The following is a 16,934-nucleotide window of genomic DNA, read 5'->3' as shown; positions in this document are numbered from 1 at the left end:
CTCTCCCGCAAGCGGGCGAGGGGAGCACACCGCCAGCAAGCGGAGAGGCCTTCGTCCTTCTCGACGACGCCACGGCCCCGGCGGCGCAAGCCGCATCACGCCTCTACACCGGCTTCATCCGTGAAGACGTCTTGCCCGCCGGCAGCGACATCGCGCAGCTCGACACCATGCTTGCCGACGGCTGGCGCCAGGGCTGGCATGCCACCCTGTTTGCCCCCTACGAATTCTCCGGCGCGCTGGTCGATGCCCCGGTGCACACTGGCAACGCGATGCCGTTCCACGACGGCGCGCTGCGCCTGCTGTGGTTCCGCAACCTGCGCCGGCTCGATGCCGCGGCGGTCACGGCGTGGCTGCAGGCGAAAGCCGACCCCAGGCCGGCGGGCCTGATGGGCGTGGCTTCCGATACCTCCCGCGAGGCCTTCGACGACGCCATCGCCCGCATCCACCAGTGGATCGAAGCCGGCGACACCTACCAGGTCAACTACACCCAGCGCCTGCACTTCGATGCCTTTGGCGACCCGGTGGCGCTGTACGCCGCGCTGCGCGCCGCGCAGCCGGTACCGTATGGCGTGCTGGCCAGCCTGCCGGATGGCGCCACGGTGCTGTCGCTGTCGCCCGAGCTGTTCGTGCGCCACGACGGCCAGGGCCACCTGCTGACCCGGCCGATGAAGGGCACCGCGCCGCGCTCGGGCGATGCCGTGCGCGATGCGCAGGCCGCCGCCGCGCTGGCCGCCGATGCCAAGAACCGCGCCGAGAACGTGATGATCGTCGACCTGCTGCGCAACGACCTGGGGCGCATCGCGCAGCCGGGCAGCGTGGCGGTGCCGGAGCGCTTTGCGGTGCAGCCGTTTGGCGCGGTGCTGCAGATGACCTCTACCGTCACCGCGACGGCGCGGCCCGGCACGCGCTTTGGCGCGCTGATGGCGGCGCTGTTCCCGTGCGGCTCCATCACCGGCGCGCCCAAGCGGCGCACCATGCAGATCATCGCCGAACTGGAAGGCACGCCGCGCGGGCTGTACACCGGGGCGATCGGCTGGATCGATGCGCCAACCGACGAAGGCACCGCGGGACCGTTCGCGCTGTCGGTGGCAATCCGCACGCTGGTACTGGCGCCTCTCGCGGATACTGGCCTGCGCGCGGGTGAAATGGGCGTGGGCGGAGGCATCGTCCATGACAGCGTCGCGGCGGAGGAATTCGATGAGTGCGGCTGGAAGGCGCGTTTCCTGACGCGGCACGATCCCGGCTTTACGCTGTTCGAGACCATGCGCGTGCAGGACGGCGAGTGCCTTTACCTGGCGCGGCACCTTGCGCGCATTGGCGCTTCGGCACATACGTTCGGCTTCGCTTTCGATGCCGATGCGGCACGCAACGCGGTGGCCGCGCAGGTAGCGCAGCTGGGCACGGGGACATGGCGCCTGCGTATGAGCGTGGACAAGCGCGGCGCGCTCGCATTTGCCAGCGGCGCGGTGGTACCGATGCCGGCCGGTCCGGTCAGGATCGATATCGCCCCCGAGCCACTACCCGCCGCCGATCCGCTGCGCCGCCACAAGACCAGCGCGCGCGCAGTGTTCGATGCGGGCTGGCAGGCCGCCGAGCGTGCCGGTGGCTTTGACCGGCTGTTCTTCAACACGCGCGGTGAACTGCTGGAAGGCGGGCGCAGCTCGGTCTTCGTCCGCATCGATGGCCGCTGGCTGACGCCGCCGCTGTCGGCCGACATCCTGCCCGGCGTGATGCGCGCGGTGGCGCTGGACGAGGGTGGGGCGGCGCTGGGCGCCCCCGGCGAAGCGGTGACGGAAGCGGTGATCACGCGCGCGATGCTCGCGCGCGCCGAGGCCATCGTCCTGGTCAACGCCTTGCGCGGCGCGATGCCGGCGACGCTGGGCCAGTAAGCCTGAAGACTAAGGGTGGTGCGTGTCCAGCACGCCGTCGCCCAGCTTCCAGCGCACCACGCCCGGCAGGTTGATCAGCTCGCGGTCGTGGCAGATCATCACCACGGTGCGGCCTTCCGCGGCCAGGTCGCCGACCAGCCCAATCACCTGCTCGCGCGCATGGCCGTCCAGGCTCGAGGTAGGCTCATCCAGCAGCAGCAACTCCGGCTCCAGCACCTTGGCGCGCGCCAGCGCCACGCGCTGGATCTCGCCGCCCGACAGGTATTCGGGCGCGGTGTCCTGCAGGTGCGACACGCCGGCCCAGCCCAGCGCCTCGCCCACGCGGCGGGCGATCTCGTCGCGCGGCATCCCGCGTGCGTGCAGGCCGTAGGCGATGTTCTCGCGCACCGAGGTGCGGAACAGGTACGGATGCTGGTGCAGGTAGGCAATGCGCTGGCGCAGCGCCGGCGGCAGCGGGGAGAGGGGGGCGTCGTGCGCCTGGCCGTGCGCGTCGGTCCACTGCGCGCTGGCGCCGGGTGCCGGCTCCAGCCCGGCCAGCATGCGCAGCAGCGTGGTCTTGCCGGCGCCGTTCATGCCGGTCAGCACGATCGCGGTGGCGCGCGGGATCACCAGCCTGTCGATGGCAAAGAGCTTGCGCAGGCCGATGGTGCGCGCCAGTCCGCGCACAGTCAGCAGCGGGCTGTGGTCATGGGCAACCGAGGGGGTCATCGGCGGAAGCCTCCGGCACCCTGCAGCCAGGCCATGCCGATATTGACCAGCAGCGCCAGCGCCACCAGCACGATGCCCAGCGCAATGCCCTGGGCGAACTCGCCCTTGCTGGTTTCCAGCGCAATGGCCGTGGTGATGGTGCGGGTGGAGCCTTCGATATTGCCGCCGATCATCAGCGCCGAGCCGACCTCGGCAATCACGCGCCCGAAGCCGGCGACCACCGCCGCCATCAGCCCGAAGCGCAGTTCGCGGATCACCGTCAGGAAGGTGCGCCAGCGCCCGGCGCCCAGCACCCAGGCGGTCTCGCGCAGGCGCACGTCGGCGCCCTGCAGGGTCGACAGCGCAAACGCCAGCACCACCGGGAAGCCGATCACTGCCTGCCCCAGCACCATGCCCGCCGGCGTGAACAGCAGGTGCAGGCTGCCCAGCGGGCCCTGGCGCGTCAGCAGCAGGTAGAGGACCAGCCCGACCAGCACGGTCGGGAACGACAGGAAGGCCTGCGCCACCACCACCACCGCACGCCGGCCCGGGAACTGCCGCGTGGTGATCAGCCAGGCCGCGGCGATCGCCGGCACCGTGGCCAGCGCCAGTCCCAGCACCGCCACCATCAGCGAGGTCCAGACGATGAACCACAGGCCGGCGTCGCCGCTGGCCAGCAGGCGGAAGGCGTCGGCGGTGGCGGTGCCGATCTCCACCGGCTCAGGCGGAGAAGGTGTGCTCGGCGGCGGGGAAGCTGCCGTCCTTGACGGCGGCCACGTAGGCGCGCACGGCCGCCTCGATCGAGGTCTGGCCGTCCATGAAGTTGCGCACGAACTTGGCCTTGCGGCCCGGGTAGATATTGAGCATGTCCTGCAGCACCAGCACCTGGCCGGAGCAGTCCGCGCCCGCGCCGATGCCGATGGTGGGGACCGTCAGCGATTGCGTGATCTCGCCGGCCAGCGCCGCGGGCACCGCCTCCATCAGCACCACCTGCGCGCCGGCGGCCTGCAGCGCCAGCGCGTCGCGCTTGAGCTGGGCCGCGCCGGCGTTGGTCTTGCCCTGCACCTTGAAGCCGCCCAGCGCGTGCACCGACTGCGGCGTCAGGCCGATATGCGCGCATACCGGGATGCTGCGCTCGACCAGGAACTTGACGATCGGCGCCAGCCAGTCGCCGCCTTCGAGCTTGACCATCTGCGCGCCGGCCTTCATCAGCGTGACCGCGCTGGCAAACGCGGCCTCAGGCGTGGGATAGGTGCCGAACGGCAGGTCCGTCAGCAGCAGCGAGGTCTGGTTGCCGCGCGCCGCGCATTCGGTGTGGTAGGCCATCTGTTCCAGCGTGACCGGCAGCGTGGTCTGCTGGCCCTGCATCACATTGCCCAGCGAATCGCCGACCAGGATCATTTCCACGCCGCAGTAGTCGAGCAGCGCGGCGAAGCTGGAGTCGTACGCGGTCAGCATGGCGATTTTCTCGCCGGCGTCACGCATCGCCTGCAGTTTGGGAATCGTGATGGTCTTGCGGGAGGGATCGAGGAGGTAGCTCATGGCAGTGCCCATATAGGACGGCTTTGCCGGTGCCGGGAGGGCCGCCCGCACGGCAACGACAGCCGTCGTTATTGTGTTGGGTCTGGCAGGCGGAGCCTGTCAGGGCGCAGCGAGATTGAGAAAGGCCTTGCGGCCGCGCATGTTTTCGATGCGCGACAGTAGTGTACGGAAATCGTCATCATTGTCCACCGGATTGAAGTGGGCGGTGTCGACCACCATCACCGGGGCGTCGTCGTACCGGTGGAACAATTCGCCGTAGGCGCCGGCCAGGCGCTGCAGGTAGTGTTCGTCGATGCCGGCCTCGCCGGGCTCGCCGCGGCGCACGATGCGCTCGCGCAAGAGCGACGGGGTGGCCTGCAGCACGATCACCAGGTCGGCGCGCTGCGGCGGCAGGTCAAGGCGTGCGGCGATGGCGTCGTAGAGCGCCAGTTCGTCGTCGGACAGCGTCAGCGCCGCGTGCAGCCGGTCCTTGGCCATCAGGAAATTGGTGACCATGCGCTGTCCGGCCAGCACCCCCGCCTGCCATTGCTGCAGCTGCACCGCGCGCTGGGTCAGGCACCACAGCTGCAGCGCCAGCGCATGGCGCGCGGGATCGCGGTAGAAGGGTTCGAGGAAGGGGCTGCGGCGTGCGCTGTCGGGCAGCTCCTGGGCCTGCAGCGTGCGCGCCAGGCGCTGGGCCAGCGAGGTCTTGCCGGATCCGACGGGGCCTTCGACGACGATGCGGCGCAGGTGATCGAGCATGGCGCTCCGGGCTTCAGTGGGGTGGAAGGCTGCGCCGCGGGCGCCGCCGGGCGGGGTCAGCCAGGGCTGCCGCCATCGCCGGTCTCGCCAGCGGCGGCCTGCATGCGCAGGCACTTGCAGGTAGAGACCTTCTCGATGCGCTGCGCGCCCACGCCGGCCAGGTAGTCGGCGGCGCGTCCGCGCCCGGGGATGGCCAGCGCGGCGTCCAGCTCCAGCAGCGGTACCAGCGTGAAGGCGCGCTCGGTCAGGCGCGGGTGCGGCACCGTCAGGTGCTCGTGGTCGTGCTGCTCGTCGCCGAACAGCAGCAGGTCCAGGTCCAGCGTGCGCGGCGCGTTGCGGAACGGACGCTCGCGGCCGAACTGGTCCTCGATGTGGTGGCAGATGCGCAGGAGCTGCGCCGCGGTGAACGAAGTCTGCACCTTGACCACCGCGTTGTAGTAGTCGTCGCCGCCGGCATCGACCGGGGCGGTGCGGTAGAGCGATGAGCGCGCCAGCACCGTGATGCCGACCTGCTGGGCCAGACACACGATGGCGTCCTTGATGGCCTGGCGGGCATCGCCAAGATTGGCCCCGATGCCGATGAAGGCAAGCGTCATTTAGGTTTCCTCCGGCTGGCCGGGGCCGGCATGTGCTGCCTCGCCCGCGTCCGTGTCGCTCCGGGAAGACACTTTATCCGATTTCCGCGGACCGCGCCGGCGGCGCTTCTTGCGTGCCGGGCCTTCGCCCTCGGCGCCCTGGCCACCCTGACTGCCATGACCACCTTGACCACCGGGGCCGCGCGCGCTGCGTACCGCGTCGATCAGGTCCTCGCGCTCGCCCGGGTCGGCGTCCTGGAAGTCCTGCCACCAGGCGGCCAGTTCCTCGGGCAGCTCGCCCGACTGGCAGCGCAGGTGCAGGAAGTCAAAGCCGGCACGGAAGCGCGGCGACTCCAGCAGGCGGAACGGCATGCGGCCCACGCGCTTTTCAAAGCGCGGCTGCATGCCCCAGATATCGCGCATGTCGGTGACGAAGCGGCGCTGGATCGCCAGCTGGCCGGTCTGCTTTTCCAGCACCATGTCCATGGCGGTGTTCAGCGCGGCAATGGCGTGCTCGCCCTCTTCGCGCAGCCTGGTCCAGCGCTGCAGCACGTGGTGCCACAGCAGCGCGGCGAACAGGAAGCCCGGCGAGACCGGCTTGCCGGCCTGCACGCGGCGGTCGGTGTTGTCCAGCGCCAGCTGCACGAAGCGCTGGCCCATGGGCTGCTCCAGCGCCACGTCCAGCAGCGGCAGCAGGCCCTGGTGCAGGCCTGCCTTGCGCAGCTCCTGCAGCGAGGCCCAGGCGTGGCCGGACATCAGCAGCTTGAGCATCTCGTCGAACAGGCGCGCGCTGGGCACGTTGTGGATCAGCGACGCCAGGCCGGCGATCGGGTGGCGCGTGGCCTCGTCGATGTCGAAGCCGGTCTTGGCGGCGAAGCGCACCACGCGCAGCATCCGGATCGGGTCTTCGCGGTAGCGCGTGACCGGGTCGCCGATCATGCGCAGCGTGCGCGCGCGGATGTCTTCCATGCCGTGATGGTAGTCATGCACGGTCTGCGCGGCCGGGTCGTAGTACATCGCGTTGATGGTGAAGTCGCGGCGTTCCGCGTCTTCGGCCTGCGAGCCCCACACGTTGTCGCGCAGCACCCGGCCCGAGGCATCGATCGCATGGGTCTTGCTGTCGAGCTCGGCGCGCTTGAGGCGGCGGCCTTCGGGCAGGGTCTCGCTGGCGATGGCGTCGACCAGCGCGCGGAAGGTCGAGACCTCGATGATTTCCTGCTCGCGCCCGCCGTAGAAGGTCACGTGCACGATCTGGAAGCGCCTGCCGATGATGCGCGAGCGCCGGAACAGCGCCTGCACCTGGTCGGGCGTGGCGTTGGTCGCGACGTCGAAATCCTTGGGCTTGATGCCGAGCAGCAGGTCGCGCACCGCGCCGCCCACGATGTAGGCCTGGTAGCCGGCCTGCTGCAGCGTGGAGGTGACCTTGACGGCATTGCGCGACAGCAGCGCGGGGTCGATCTGGTGTTCGTCGGCGCCGACGATGCGCGGCGTATGGGCGCGGCCGGTGCGGCGCAGCTTGGGGCTGGGTTTGCCCAGCAGCCGGGTAATGAGCTTCTTGATCACGTCAGAACAGATCCATGATGCGCCAGCCTGCCGCGGCGGCGTGGTGGCGCAGGCGATCGTCCGGGTTGGTGGCGATCGGCTCGGAGACTTTTTCCAGCAAGGGCAGGTCGTTGGCCGAGTCGCTGTAGAAGGTGGTCGTTTCGAAGTGGTCCCACTGCGCGCCCTGGCTCCTGAGCCAGGATTCGACGCGGGTGATCTTGCCTTCGCGGAAGCTGGGCACGCCGTGGACCTCGCCGGTGAACTGGCTTTCCGGCTTGCCGTCGATGGTGGCGGGCTCGGTGGCGATCAGGTGCTTGATGCCGAAGGCCGCGGCGATCGGCGCGGTGACAAAGCTGTTGGTGGCGGTCACCACGGCGCACAGGTCGCCGGCTTCCAGGTGCTTGTAGACCAGCGCGCGCGCCTGCGGCGTGATCACCGGGTCGATCACCTCGTGCATGAAGCGCACCCGCATGGCATCGAGCCGGTCGCGCGGGTTGGCCGCCAGCGGCGCCAGCGCAAAGCGCAGGAAGGCCTGGATATCGAGGGTGCCGGCCTTGTAGTGGCCGTAGAACTCGTCGTTCTTCTGCCGGTAGGTTTCCTCGTCGACGACGCCCAGGCGGACCAGGAAGCGGCCCCATTCATGGTCGCTGTCGGTCGGGATCAGGGTGTGGTCGAGGTCAAAGAGTGCCAGATTCATGGGCGGCGATTTTACCTTAAGGCGAGAGGTCGGGCGGGCAGGCAGGCAGGCGCCGGGGCCGCATTGGGTGCGGTATGGGCGCCGATCCGGCGCTAATCCCGGAATTCAGCAAACATTTCACGCAGCAGCGGCAGCGTCACAGGGCGCTTGCGTTCCAGCGAGTAGGTGTCGAGCGCGTCCAGCAGCGCCATCAGGCTGGGCATGTCGCGGTAATGCCGCGTCACCAGCCAGTGCGTGATCTCCGGCGACAGCTGCAGGCCGCGCTCGCGTGCCGCATGCAGCACAGCGGCCTTCTTGTCGTCGTCCGACAGCGGCGCGACCTGGTACACCAGGCCCCAGCCCAGGCGCGTGCGCAGGTCTTCGCGCACCGGCATCGCGCGCGGGGCCAGGCCGCCGGCCACCACCAGCGCGGTGCGCACGTGGGCGCGCACCTCGTTGTAGAGCGAAAACACCGCGATCTGGCGCGCTTCATCCAGCAGCTCGACGTCATCGACGGTGTAGAGGTGGCACCACGGGTCGAACAGGAAGTCCGACAGCGGGTGGTGCGGGCTCAGGTAGCGGCTGCGGATGCCGTGCTGCGGCCCGGCCTCGCATAGCGCGTGCAGCAGGTGGGTACGGCCGCAGCCGACCTCGCCCCACAGGTAGACCAGCCGGTCGCTGGCGTGCTCCTGGGCGAGCGCGGCGGGCAGTTCGCGCAGGCGCTGCACCGCCTCGCGGTTGGATGCCACCACGAAATTCTCGAAGGTCGAAGGCGGCGGGCTGCCCAGCTCGAGCGACAGTTGCTTGGGACGCGGGGACATGACGTATGGCTAACTTGCGGGTGTGGGCAGCAGTGAGGCAGCCGTTATTTTCGGTACAGGTCGCTGGCCAGGTAAACCCGCCGCAGCTGCCGCGCGCCGACCAGCAGCACGGCACAGGTCGGCAGCGCCAGCAGCACGCCGAAGAAGCCGAACAGCTGGCCGAAGGCGAGCAGCGCGAAGATCACCACCAGCGGGTGCAGGCCGATGCGCTCGCCCACCAGGCGCGGCGTCAGGTAGAAGCTCTCGATAAACTGGCCGAAGCCGTAGACCACCGCCACCGCGGCCAGCCCGTACCAGTTGCCGAACTGCAGCAGCGCGGCCAGGATCGCCATGACCAGCCCGACACCAAAGCCAATATACGGGATAAACACCGCCAGTCCCGTGAAGACCCCGACCGGCACGCCGATATCGAAGCCGGCGATGGTCAGGCCGATCGAGTAGATCGCCGCCAGGATCACCATCACCAGGATCTGGCCGCGCAGGTATTGCGACAGCAGCGCGTCGGTCTCGTTGGTCAGTTCGCGCACCTTGGGCACCCAGCGGCGCGGCACCACGCCCTCGATGCGGCGCATCACCATGTGCCAGTCCATCATCAGGTAGAACATGACGATGGGCACGATAAAGACGATGCCGGCCACCGTGATCAGCGCCGAGCCCGACATCTTGACGTAGTTCAGCAACACCACCAGCAGGTCTTCCGGGCTGGCGGAGAAGCGGTCCGACAGCATGTTGCGCAGGCCCGGGAAGTCAAAGCGGATGCGCACGCCGAACTCCGCCAGCCGGGGCGAGACCACGGAGTTGAGCTTCTTCAGCAGGATCGGCAACTGTTCGCGGATCTGCGGGATCTCGCGTTGCAGCACCGCGATCGCCAGCAGTACCAGCATCACGCAGATCACCGTCAGCAGCAGGATCATCAGCGTCACGCCGACCGCGCGCGGCACCCGGCGGCGCTGCAGCCAGTCCACGCCCGGGTTGAGGATATAGGCGAAGATGAACGCGAACAGGAACGGCGTCAGCACCGGCGCCAGCGCGATGATGGCGGCGAACAGCGCGACGGCCACGACGACCCAGAGCAGGATACGCTTGGCCTCTTGGTTCAACAGCGGGGCATTCATCAATAGTTGGGGGGACGGGCGACTGCGCCGTTTGCGGCGGAATCTCGCCGGAAACTGGAAGCGGGGGGCCTCTATCCGTTAAAATTGCAATTCTACTGGACTCGCGCCCGCCTTCCGATGCCAAGCAACGGAAGCCGCAGTGGCCCGAGCGCCGGATTCCTCACTTTATTTCCTCCAGGACAAGCAGGTTCCCATGAGCGCATCCCCGACCGCCGGCCAGGCAGGCCTTTCCTACCGCGACGCCGGTGTTGATATCGATGCCGGCGACGCACTGGTCGACCGCATCAAGCCGTTTGCCAAGCGCACCATGCGCGAAGGCGTGATGGCGGGCATCGGCGGGTTCGGTGCGCTGTTCGAACTGTCGAAGAAGTTCCAGGAGCCGGTGCTGGTGTCGGGCACCGACGGCGTCGGCACCAAGCTCAAGCTTGCGTTCCAGCTCAACCGCCATGACACCGTCGGCCAGGACCTGGTCGCCATGAGCGTCAACGACATCCTGGTGCAGGGTGCCGAGCCGCTGTTCTTCCTCGACTACTTCGCCTGCGGCAAGCTGGACGTGGACACCGCCGCCACCGTGATCCAGGGCATCGCCCGCGGTTGCGAACTGGCCGGCTGCGCCCTGATCGGCGGCGAAACCGCCGAAATGCCCAGCATGTACCCGGACGGCGAATACGACCTGGCCGGCTTTGCCGTCGGTGCGGTCGAAAAGAAGAAGATCATCGACGGCAGCACCATCACCCCGGGCGACGTGGTGCTGGGCCTGGCTTCGTCGGGCGCGCACTCCAACGGTTACTCGCTGGTGCGCAAGATCATCGAAGTGGCCAAGCCGGACCTGAACGCCGACTTCCACGGCCAGCGCCTGCAGGACGCGATCATGGCGCCGACGCGCATCTACGTGAAGCCGCTGCTGTCGCTGATCGAAACCCTGCCGGTCAAGGGCATGGCCCATATCACCGGCGGCGGCCTGACCGAGAATGTGCCGCGCGTGCTGGCGCAGGACGTCACCGCCGTGCTCAAGCGCGATGCCTGGACGCTGCCGCCGCTGTTCCAGTGGCTGCAAGCGCAGGGCCGCGTGGCCGACGACGAAATGCACCGCGTGTTCAACTGCGGCATCGGCATGGTCGTGATCGTGGCCAAGGAAGATGCTGAGCGCGCTATTCGCCACCTGCAAGCGGCCGGCGAGGCCGTGTGGCAGATCGGTGAGATCCGCGAACGCGCCGAGGGCGAGGCGCAGACCATCGTGGTCTGACGACACCGAAGCCTTCCGGCAAGAACGGCGCATGCCTTAGGGCATGCGCTTTTTTTTTTCGTCCAGCGTACGGCTCATCAGGGTTTACCCAAAGCCTCACACCCGCTTTGTGCCCTGCGCTGCCCGAGTCCCGTTTTCGTGCATCGCACCAAAATCCAGCATGCATCTGCACCAAGTCTGACAAACAATATTTTGCTTGATTGTATGGCGGTTTATCGCCTAATGTACTGAGCAAAGACGCGGCACACGTATGCCGCGTCCGGAGACAACGCCTCCGCGCGATGCCGGCAACCACCGGCGGCGCAGGGCGCAGGCCAGGACCATTGGAGGATCCACCATGCAAGCAGTCAGCATCGACGCAGCGGCAAAAGGCGCGTCGGCCCAGAAGCAGTCCGTCGCGCGCGTCGCCGGGGCCAGCCTCGCCGGCACCACGCTCGAGTTCTACGACCACTTCATCTACGGATCGGCCGCCGCGCTGGTCTTCCCCAAGCTGTTCTTCCCGCAGAGCGACCCGCTGACCGCGACGCTGCTGTCCTTTGCCAGCTACGGCGTGGCCTTCGTGGCGCGGCCGCTGGGCGCGGCGATCTTCGGCCATTTCGGCGACAAGATGGGCCGCAAGTCCATCCTGATCATTACGCTGCTGATGATGGGCCTGGCCACCTTCGGTATCGGCCTGCTGCCGACCTATGCCGCCGCGGGCGCGCTGGCACCGGTGCTGCTGGTGCTGCTGCGCGTGGTGCAGGGCCTGGCGCTGGGCGGCGAATGGGGCGGGGCGGCGATCATGGTCAACGAGCTCGACCCTGAAGGGAAACGGCGCGGCATCCTCGGCAGCCTGGTGCAGCTCGCCGCGCCGATCGGCCTGCTGCTCGCCAACGGCGTATTCGCGCTGGTGACCTGGCAGGTCTCGGAAGAAGCCTTCCTGAGCTGGGGCTGGCGCGTACCGTTCCTGCTGTCGGCGCTGCTGGTGGGCGTCGGGCTCTACATCCGCTCCAACGTGCGTGAATCCGGCATGTTTGAGAAGCTGGAGGAATCCCACGCCGAAGCGCGCGCGCCGATCATGGAAGTGCTGCGCAACTACAAGAAGCAGCTGCTGATCGCCTTCGGCGCGCGGCTGGGCGGCGACATCGCCTTCTATGTGTTCACCCTGTTCCTGCTGTACTTCGTGCCGACCAAGCTGGGCCTGCCCAAGAGCATCGCGCTCAATGCCGTGCTGCTGGGTGCGGTGGCGCAGATCCTGTTCATCCCGGTGGCCGGTTACCTGGCCGACCGCATCGGGCGCCGCCCGGTGCTGATGATCGGCGGCATCGGCGGTGCGGTGTGGGCCTTTGTCTTCTTCACGCTGGTCAAGACCGGCAGCCCGGCTTTGATCATGCTGGCCTCGTTCGTCGGCATGGTGCTGGTGTCGTTCATGTTCTCGCCGCTGGCGTCGTTCCTGCCGGAGCTGTTTGCCACCCGGGTGCGCGTGACCGGTGCCTCGCTCGGCTTCCAGTTCGCTGGTGTGTTCGGCGGCGCGCTGGCCCCGCTGATCGCGGTGGGCCTGCTCGACCGCTTCGGCAGCACCGCGCCCGTTGCGCTGTACCTGGCGGCGGTGTGCGCGCTGATCGCAATCGCCGCGGCGGCCGCGCGGGAAACCAATCGCATGCACCTGTCCGACGCGGACCGCTGAATGCGGACCAAGGCGAGCGGCAGCAACAATCTTCTCGTGAGCAGTATCGTGAAACAGTTCGACCTGATCATCCGCAACGGCACCGTGGTGACCGCCAGCGACACCATGCAGTGCGATATCGGCATCGCCGGCGGCCGCATCGTGCAACTCGGCCACGACCTGGGCGAGGCCGCGCAGACCATCGACGCCAGCGGCAAGCTGGTCTTGCCGGGCGGCGTCGATGCGCACTGCCACCTGGACCAGCCGATGCCGGACGGCCTCAGGATGGCTGATGACTTCCGCACCGGCTCGGTGTCGGCGGCCTGCGGCGGAACCACTACCGTGATCCCGTTCGCCGCGCAGGAGAAGGGCCATTCGCTGCGCGCGGCGGTGAACGACTACCACCAGCGCGCCGATGGCAAGGCTGTGGTCGACTACGCCTTCCACCTGATCGTGGCCGATCCTACCGAAGCGGTGCTGCAGGACGAACTGCCGGGGCTGATCCGCGAGGGCTATTCGTCGTTCAAGGTCTACATGACCTACGACGACCTCAAGCTGAACGACCGCGAGATCCTTGAGGTGCTGTCGGTGGCGCGCCAGGAGGGCGCGCTGGTGATGGTGCACGCCGAGAATTCGGACTGCATCGCCTGGCTGACCGAGAAGCTGGAAGCGGCGGGCAACACCGCGCCGAAGTTTCACGCGCTGGCCCGGCCGATGGCGATCGAGCGCGAGGCCACGCACCGCGCCATCACCTTCTCCGAACTGGTCGACGTGCCGATCCTGATCGTCCATGTATCGGGCAAGGAAGCGGTCGAGCAGATCCGCTGGGCGCGCAACCGCGGCATGAAGATCTTTGCCGAGACCTGCCCGCAATACCTGTTCCTGACCGCCGACGACCTCGATCAGCCCGGCTACCACGGCGCCAAGTGCGTGTGCAGCCCGCCGCCGCGCGACCGCAGCAACCAGGAAGTGATCTGGGACGGCCTGGCCGACGGCCTCTTCACCATCTTCTCGTCCGACCATGCACCGTTCCGCTACGAAGACGCGCAGGGCAAGAAGCCTGGCGGCAAGGAAGTCCCGTTCCAGTACATCCCCAACGGCATTCCCGGCCTGGAAACGCGGCTGCCGCTGCTGTTCTCGGCTGGCGTGGTGGGCGGCCGCATCTCGGTCAACCAGTTCGTCGCGCTGACCTCGACCAACCCCGCCAAGCTCTACGGCCTGCATCCGCGCAAGGGCACCATCGCCATCGGCGCCGATGCCGACCTGGCGATCTGGGATCCGCAGCGTGAGGTGACGATCCGCAACGCCGACCTGCATCATGCTGTCGACTACACCCCGTATGAAGGCCTGCGCGTGACCGGCTGGCCGGTGACCACGCTGGTGCGCGGCAAGGTCGTGGCGCATGAGGGCGAGGTGCTGGCCGAGGCCGGCCACGGCCAGTTCCTGCCGTGCGGCCTGCCGGAGATGGCCAGGCCGCGCTATCGCACCTCGGGTGGCAGCCTGTGACGGCAGCCTTGCCTATGCTTTGACTGAAACGACTGACATGGAACTGACCAACCGCCTGGACGCCACCGCTATCGCGGCCCGCGTCGCCGCCGGCCGCCTCGATCCCGCCGAGGTGGTCGCCGCCTTCCAGGCCCGCATCGCGGCGCGCAATGACCAGCTCAACGCCGTGTTCGAGCAGCGCCAGGAACTGGTCGATGCCGACCTGGCGCAGCTGCGCGCGCGCCTGGCGCAGGGCGAGCGCCCGTTGCTGGCGGGCGTGCCGGTGATCGTCAAGGACGTGATCTGGAGCCAGGGCCGCCGCGTCACGCAGGGCTCGCAGCTGTACCGCGACTTCATTGCGCCCGCCGACGCGATTGCGGTCGAGCGCCTGCGCCAGGCCGGCGCGATCGTGCTCGGCATGGGCAATACCTCGGAGTTCGCCTGCAAGGGCCTGACCACCAACAAGGTCTACGGGCTGACGCGCCATCCGCTCGATGCCACGCTGACCGCGGGCGGCTCGTCTGGCGGCTGCGCGGTGGCGGTGGCGGCCGGCATGGCGCCGCTGGCGCTGGGCACCGACGGCGGCGGTTCCAGCCGGCGCCCGCCCGCGCATGCCGGCGTGGTCGGCTTCAAGCCTTCCTACGGCGCGATTCCCGATTCGGTCGGCTTTCCCCATGCCTTCAATGGCATCCAGGTGATTGCGCCGATCACGCGCACGGTGGCTGACGCCGAGCTGATGTTCGAGGCGCTGGCCGGCGCCGATCCGCGCGATCCCGATACGCTGGGCTTCTCGCTTGGCGCCGCGCGCCCGCTGCATACGCTGAAGATCGCGGTCAGCCCGCGCCTGGGCCTGGACACCCCGGTCGACGACGATGTCGCGCAGGCCTTCGAACAGGCCGTGGCCCGGCTGCAGGCCGCGGGCCTGACCATCGAGCGTGCCGACCCGGCCTGGCCGAAGGGCGCCGACGAGGCCGCGCTGATGCCGCTGCAGCATGTCGGCCTGGCCAATCTCTACGGCGAGGCCTGGCGCCGCGACCCGGAGCTGTTCGATCCCGACGTGGCGCGCCAGATCGAGCGCGGGCTGGCCTGGAGCGGCGCCGACGTGGCCCGCGCGCGCGAAGCCAGCCACCAGATCGCGCTGGCCATGGCCGGGTTCTTTACCGGCTATGACCTGCTGCTGTGCCCGACCACCCCGTGCGTGGCGTGGCGCAACGACCGGCTCGGGCCGGAGCGGATCGGCGGCGTGGCGGTGGAGCCGCGCGCCCATGCGGTGTTCACGCCCTTCTTCAACCATGCGCTGGCGCCGGCCATTTCGGTGCCCTGCGGCCATGGCCGCGACGGGCTGCCGGCGGGCCTGCAGATCGCCGGCCCGCGCGGTGCCGACCGCAACGTGCTGGCCGCGGCCAGGCTGGCCGAAAGCGTGCTGGCGCCGTTGCTCAACCCTGCCGGATAACGTCATGCGAATCCTTGTCCTGAATCCGAACACCAGCGCAGGCATCACCGCGCGGCTGATGGCCGCTGCCACCGAGGCCGCGGCCGCCGGCACCGAGCTGGTGCCGCTGACCGCCAGCCGCGGCGTGCCCTATATCGCCACGCGCGCCGAGGCGCAGATCGGCGGTGCCATCGCGCTCGAGATGCTGGCCGAGCACCATGGCCAGTTCGACGCGGCCATCATCGCGGCCTTCGGCGACCCCGGCCTGATGGGCGCGCGCGAACTGTTCGACCTGCCGGTGGTGGGCATGGCCGAGGCGGCGATGCTGTCGGCCTGCATGCTGGGCCGGCGCTTTGCCATCGTGACCTTTGCGCGGGCGCTGGGGCCCTGGTATGAGGAGTGCGTGGACATGCATGGCCTGCGCGGCCGGCTGGCCGGCATCCGCATGCTCGATGGCAGCTTTGCCTCGGTGTCGGACGTGCAGGAAGAGAAGGAAGCCGTGCTGGTGGAACTGGCCAACCGCGCCGTGGCGGAGGATGAAGCCGATGTGGTGATCCTGGCCGGCGCGCCGCTGGCCGGCCTGGCCGCGCGCGTGCGCGACCGCATTCCGGTGCCGGTGGTCGACCAGATGGCCGCCGCCGTCAAGCAGGCCGAGGCGCTGGTCGCGCTGCAGCCGCGCAAGGCCACAGCGGGCACGTTCCGCCGCCCGGATGCCAAGCCCACGCTGGGTTTGCCTGCGGCGCTGGCGGCGCGCATCGAGCACCGCTAAGCCGCCTCGCCGCCGATGACGCCGCGGCTCAGACCGCGGCGAACACCGCTTCCAGATCGACCTTTTCCTCGGCCGGCAGCTCCAGCCGCAGCGTGCTTTCGACATGGCCGAGGTGCTCCGCCATCAGCCGCGCGGCGCGCTCGCCGTCGCCGGCTTCCAGTGCATCGACGATGTCGTCGTGTTCATGGTGCGGGCACGACGGCACGCCCGGCGCGTCATAGAGCGCGATGATCAGGCAGGTCAGCGAGCACAGCTCGCGCATGTACTTGCCCAGGTACTGGTTGCCGGTCATTTCCGCCAGCTTGCAGTGGAACTCGCCCGACAGCCGGATGATGGCGCGGCGGTCGTTGCTGTCGCGCGCCTGTGCTTCCTGGCGCGTGGTTTCGCGCAGCGCGCGCACACCCGGCGCGCCGATGGCGCCGGCCAGGTCGCGCACCAGCGCGGGTTCCAGCAGGTGGCGTGAATGCAGCACCTGGCGCGCTTCGGCCACGCTCGGGCTGGAGACGAAGGTGCCGCGGTTGGGATGCACCGTCAGCACGCCTTCATGCGCCAGCTTGGCAAAGGCCAGCCGCACCTTGGTGCGGCTCACGCCGAACACGCCGCCCAGCTTTTCCTCGACCAGCTTGGTGCCCGGCGGCAGCCGGTGCTCCCAGATCGCGGTCAGGATGCGGTCGGCGATGGCCTCGACCGACGCGCCGCGCGCACTGTCCGCGTCGGTCTCATTGATACCGTCGGTGGCGGGCAGGTCGGCTTTGGTTCGTGGCATGGT

Annotated in this window: 16 protein-coding genes; 6 read left to right on the top strand and 10 right to left on the bottom strand. The window is 68.9% G+C overall.

Annotation, left to right across the window (positions count from 1 at the left end; genetic code table 11):
- A partial coding sequence (gene pabB, locus AC3WON_RS04220; protein ID WP_492351203.1) for an aminodeoxychorismate synthase component I occupies positions 1 to 1,889 on the top strand: 1,889 nt, incomplete at its 5' end.
- Positions 1,890 to 1,898: 9 nt separating this feature from the next.
- Here pabB and AC3WON_RS04215 read toward each other — a convergent pair.
- The 9 genes from AC3WON_RS04215 to AC3WON_RS04175 form a co-directional block, all read right to left on the bottom strand.
- Entirely contained in the window at positions 1,899 to 2,597 is a 699-nt protein-coding gene (locus AC3WON_RS04215; RefSeq protein WP_010815031.1) for an ATP-binding cassette domain-containing protein, read from the bottom strand.
- The gene (locus AC3WON_RS04210) at positions 2,594 to 3,292 is read right to left on the bottom strand and encodes an ABC transporter permease (RefSeq protein ID WP_492351202.1); all 699 of its coding nucleotides are present in this window, start codon (positions 3,290 to 3,292) and stop codon (positions 2,594 to 2,596) included. The genes AC3WON_RS04215 and AC3WON_RS04210 overlap by 4 nt, the downstream gene beginning before the upstream one ends.
- A 4-nt stretch (positions 3,293 to 3,296) precedes the next feature.
- The gene (gene panB, locus AC3WON_RS04205; protein ID WP_492319634.1) at positions 3,297 to 4,118 is read right to left on the bottom strand and encodes a 3-methyl-2-oxobutanoate hydroxymethyltransferase; all 822 of its coding nucleotides are present in this window, start codon (positions 4,116 to 4,118) and stop codon (positions 3,297 to 3,299) included.
- A 99-nt stretch (positions 4,119 to 4,217) separates the two neighbouring features.
- Complete coding sequence (locus AC3WON_RS04200; RefSeq protein WP_010815028.1) at positions 4,218 to 4,859, bottom strand: deoxynucleoside kinase; 642 nt, start codon at positions 4,857 to 4,859, stop codon at positions 4,218 to 4,220.
- Positions 4,860 to 4,915: 56 nt separating this feature from the next.
- Positions 4,916 to 5,455, bottom strand: a complete 540-nt coding sequence (gene folK, locus AC3WON_RS04195; RefSeq protein ID WP_010815027.1) for a 2-amino-4-hydroxy-6-hydroxymethyldihydropteridine diphosphokinase — start codon at positions 5,453 to 5,455, stop codon at positions 4,916 to 4,918.
- On the bottom strand, positions 5,456 to 6,997 hold the full coding sequence (gene pcnB, locus AC3WON_RS04190; protein WP_010815026.1) for a polynucleotide adenylyltransferase PcnB: 1,542 nt from the start codon (positions 6,995 to 6,997) through the stop codon (positions 5,456 to 5,458).
- Position 6,998: 1 nt separating this feature from the next.
- Positions 6,999 to 7,673 (bottom strand): histidinol-phosphatase, encoded by a 675-nt coding sequence (locus AC3WON_RS04185; protein ID WP_058697802.1) that lies wholly within the window; start codon positions 7,671 to 7,673, stop codon positions 6,999 to 7,001.
- Between the two features lie 92 nt (positions 7,674 to 7,765).
- A complete protein-coding gene (gene hda / locus AC3WON_RS04180; RefSeq protein WP_492319635.1) occupies positions 7,766 to 8,473 on the bottom strand; it encodes a DnaA regulatory inactivator Hda in 708 nt (235 codons plus the stop codon).
- A gap of 44 nt (positions 8,474 to 8,517) precedes the next feature.
- A complete protein-coding gene (locus tag AC3WON_RS04175; RefSeq protein WP_492319636.1) occupies positions 8,518 to 9,588 on the bottom strand; it encodes an AI-2E family transporter in 1,071 nt (356 codons plus the stop codon).
- 193 nt (positions 9,589 to 9,781) lie between these two features.
- Between AC3WON_RS04175 and purM the strand changes: the two genes are divergently transcribed.
- The 5 genes from purM (at position 9,782) to AC3WON_RS04150 (ending at position 16,165) form a co-directional block, all read left to right on the top strand.
- Positions 9,782 to 10,834, top strand: coding sequence for a phosphoribosylformylglycinamidine cyclo-ligase (gene purM / locus AC3WON_RS04170; RefSeq protein WP_492319637.1), 1,053 nt, complete (start codon positions 9,782 to 9,784; stop codon positions 10,832 to 10,834).
- A gap of 337 nt (positions 10,835 to 11,171) precedes the next feature.
- Entirely contained in the window at positions 11,172 to 12,500 is a 1,329-nt protein-coding gene (locus AC3WON_RS04165; RefSeq protein ID WP_010815021.1) for an MFS transporter, read from the top strand.
- A gap of 48 nt (positions 12,501 to 12,548) precedes the next feature.
- Positions 12,549 to 13,985: a dihydropyrimidinase gene (gene hydA, locus AC3WON_RS04160; protein WP_492351201.1), complete on the top strand. Its 1,437-nt coding sequence runs from the start codon at positions 12,549 to 12,551 to the stop codon at positions 13,983 to 13,985.
- Between the two features lie 37 nt (positions 13,986 to 14,022).
- Positions 14,023 to 15,417, top strand: coding sequence for an amidase (locus AC3WON_RS04155; protein WP_492351200.1), 1,395 nt, complete (start codon positions 14,023 to 14,025; stop codon positions 15,415 to 15,417).
- 4 nt (positions 15,418 to 15,421) lie between these two features.
- Positions 15,422 to 16,165 (top strand): aspartate/glutamate racemase family protein, encoded by a 744-nt coding sequence (locus AC3WON_RS04150; RefSeq protein WP_492319640.1) that lies wholly within the window; start codon positions 15,422 to 15,424, stop codon positions 16,163 to 16,165.
- Between the two features lie 28 nt (positions 16,166 to 16,193).
- Here AC3WON_RS04150 and AC3WON_RS04145 read toward each other — a convergent pair whose 3' ends face one another.
- Positions 16,194 to 16,931: a GntR family transcriptional regulator gene (locus AC3WON_RS04145; RefSeq protein WP_492319641.1), complete on the bottom strand. Its 738-nt coding sequence runs from the start codon at positions 16,929 to 16,931 to the stop codon at positions 16,194 to 16,196.
- Positions 16,932 to 16,934: the final 3 nt, after the last annotated feature.

This window comes from Cupriavidus sp. FW305-46, assembly GCF_058787075.1.
The sequence above is the reverse complement of the archived record's forward strand: the minus strand, read 5'-3'. Positions and strand labels throughout refer to the sequence as shown.

Bases quoted from the DNA above. Each gene is read 5' to 3' on its own strand.
- AC3WON_RS04175 (WP_492319636.1), bottom strand. From the start codon at position 9,588: ATGAATGCCCCGCTGTTGAACCAAGAGGCCAAGCGTATCCTGCTCTGG.
- hda (WP_492319635.1), bottom strand. From the start codon at position 8,473: ATGTCCCCGCGTCCCAAGCAACTGTCGCTCGAGCTGGGCAGCCCGCCG.
- AC3WON_RS04145 (WP_492319641.1), bottom strand. From the start codon at position 16,931: ATGCCACGAACCAAAGCCGACCTGCCCGCCACCGACGGTATCAATGAG.
- AC3WON_RS04150 (WP_492319640.1), top strand. From the start codon at position 15,422: ATGCGAATCCTTGTCCTGAATCCGAACACCAGCGCAGGCATCACCGCG.
- AC3WON_RS04155 (WP_492351200.1), top strand. From the start codon at position 14,023: ATGGAACTGACCAACCGCCTGGACGCCACCGCTATCGCGGCCCGCGTC.
- purM (WP_492319637.1), top strand. From the start codon at position 9,782: ATGAGCGCATCCCCGACCGCCGGCCAGGCAGGCCTTTCCTACCGCGAC.
- AC3WON_RS04215 (WP_010815031.1), bottom strand. From the start codon at position 2,597: ATGACCCCCTCGGTTGCCCATGACCACAGCCCGCTGCTGACTGTGCGC.
- AC3WON_RS04185 (WP_058697802.1), bottom strand. From the start codon at position 7,673: ATGAATCTGGCACTCTTTGACCTCGACCACACCCTGATCCCGACCGAC.
- folK (WP_010815027.1), bottom strand. From the start codon at position 5,455: ATGACGCTTGCCTTCATCGGCATCGGGGCCAATCTTGGCGATGCCCGC.
- panB (WP_492319634.1), bottom strand. From the start codon at position 4,118: ATGAGCTACCTCCTCGATCCCTCCCGCAAGACCATCACGATTCCCAAA.
- AC3WON_RS04200 (WP_010815028.1), bottom strand. From the start codon at position 4,859: ATGCTCGATCACCTGCGCCGCATCGTCGTCGAAGGCCCCGTCGGATCC.
- AC3WON_RS04165 (WP_010815021.1), top strand. From the start codon at position 11,172: ATGCAAGCAGTCAGCATCGACGCAGCGGCAAAAGGCGCGTCGGCCCAG.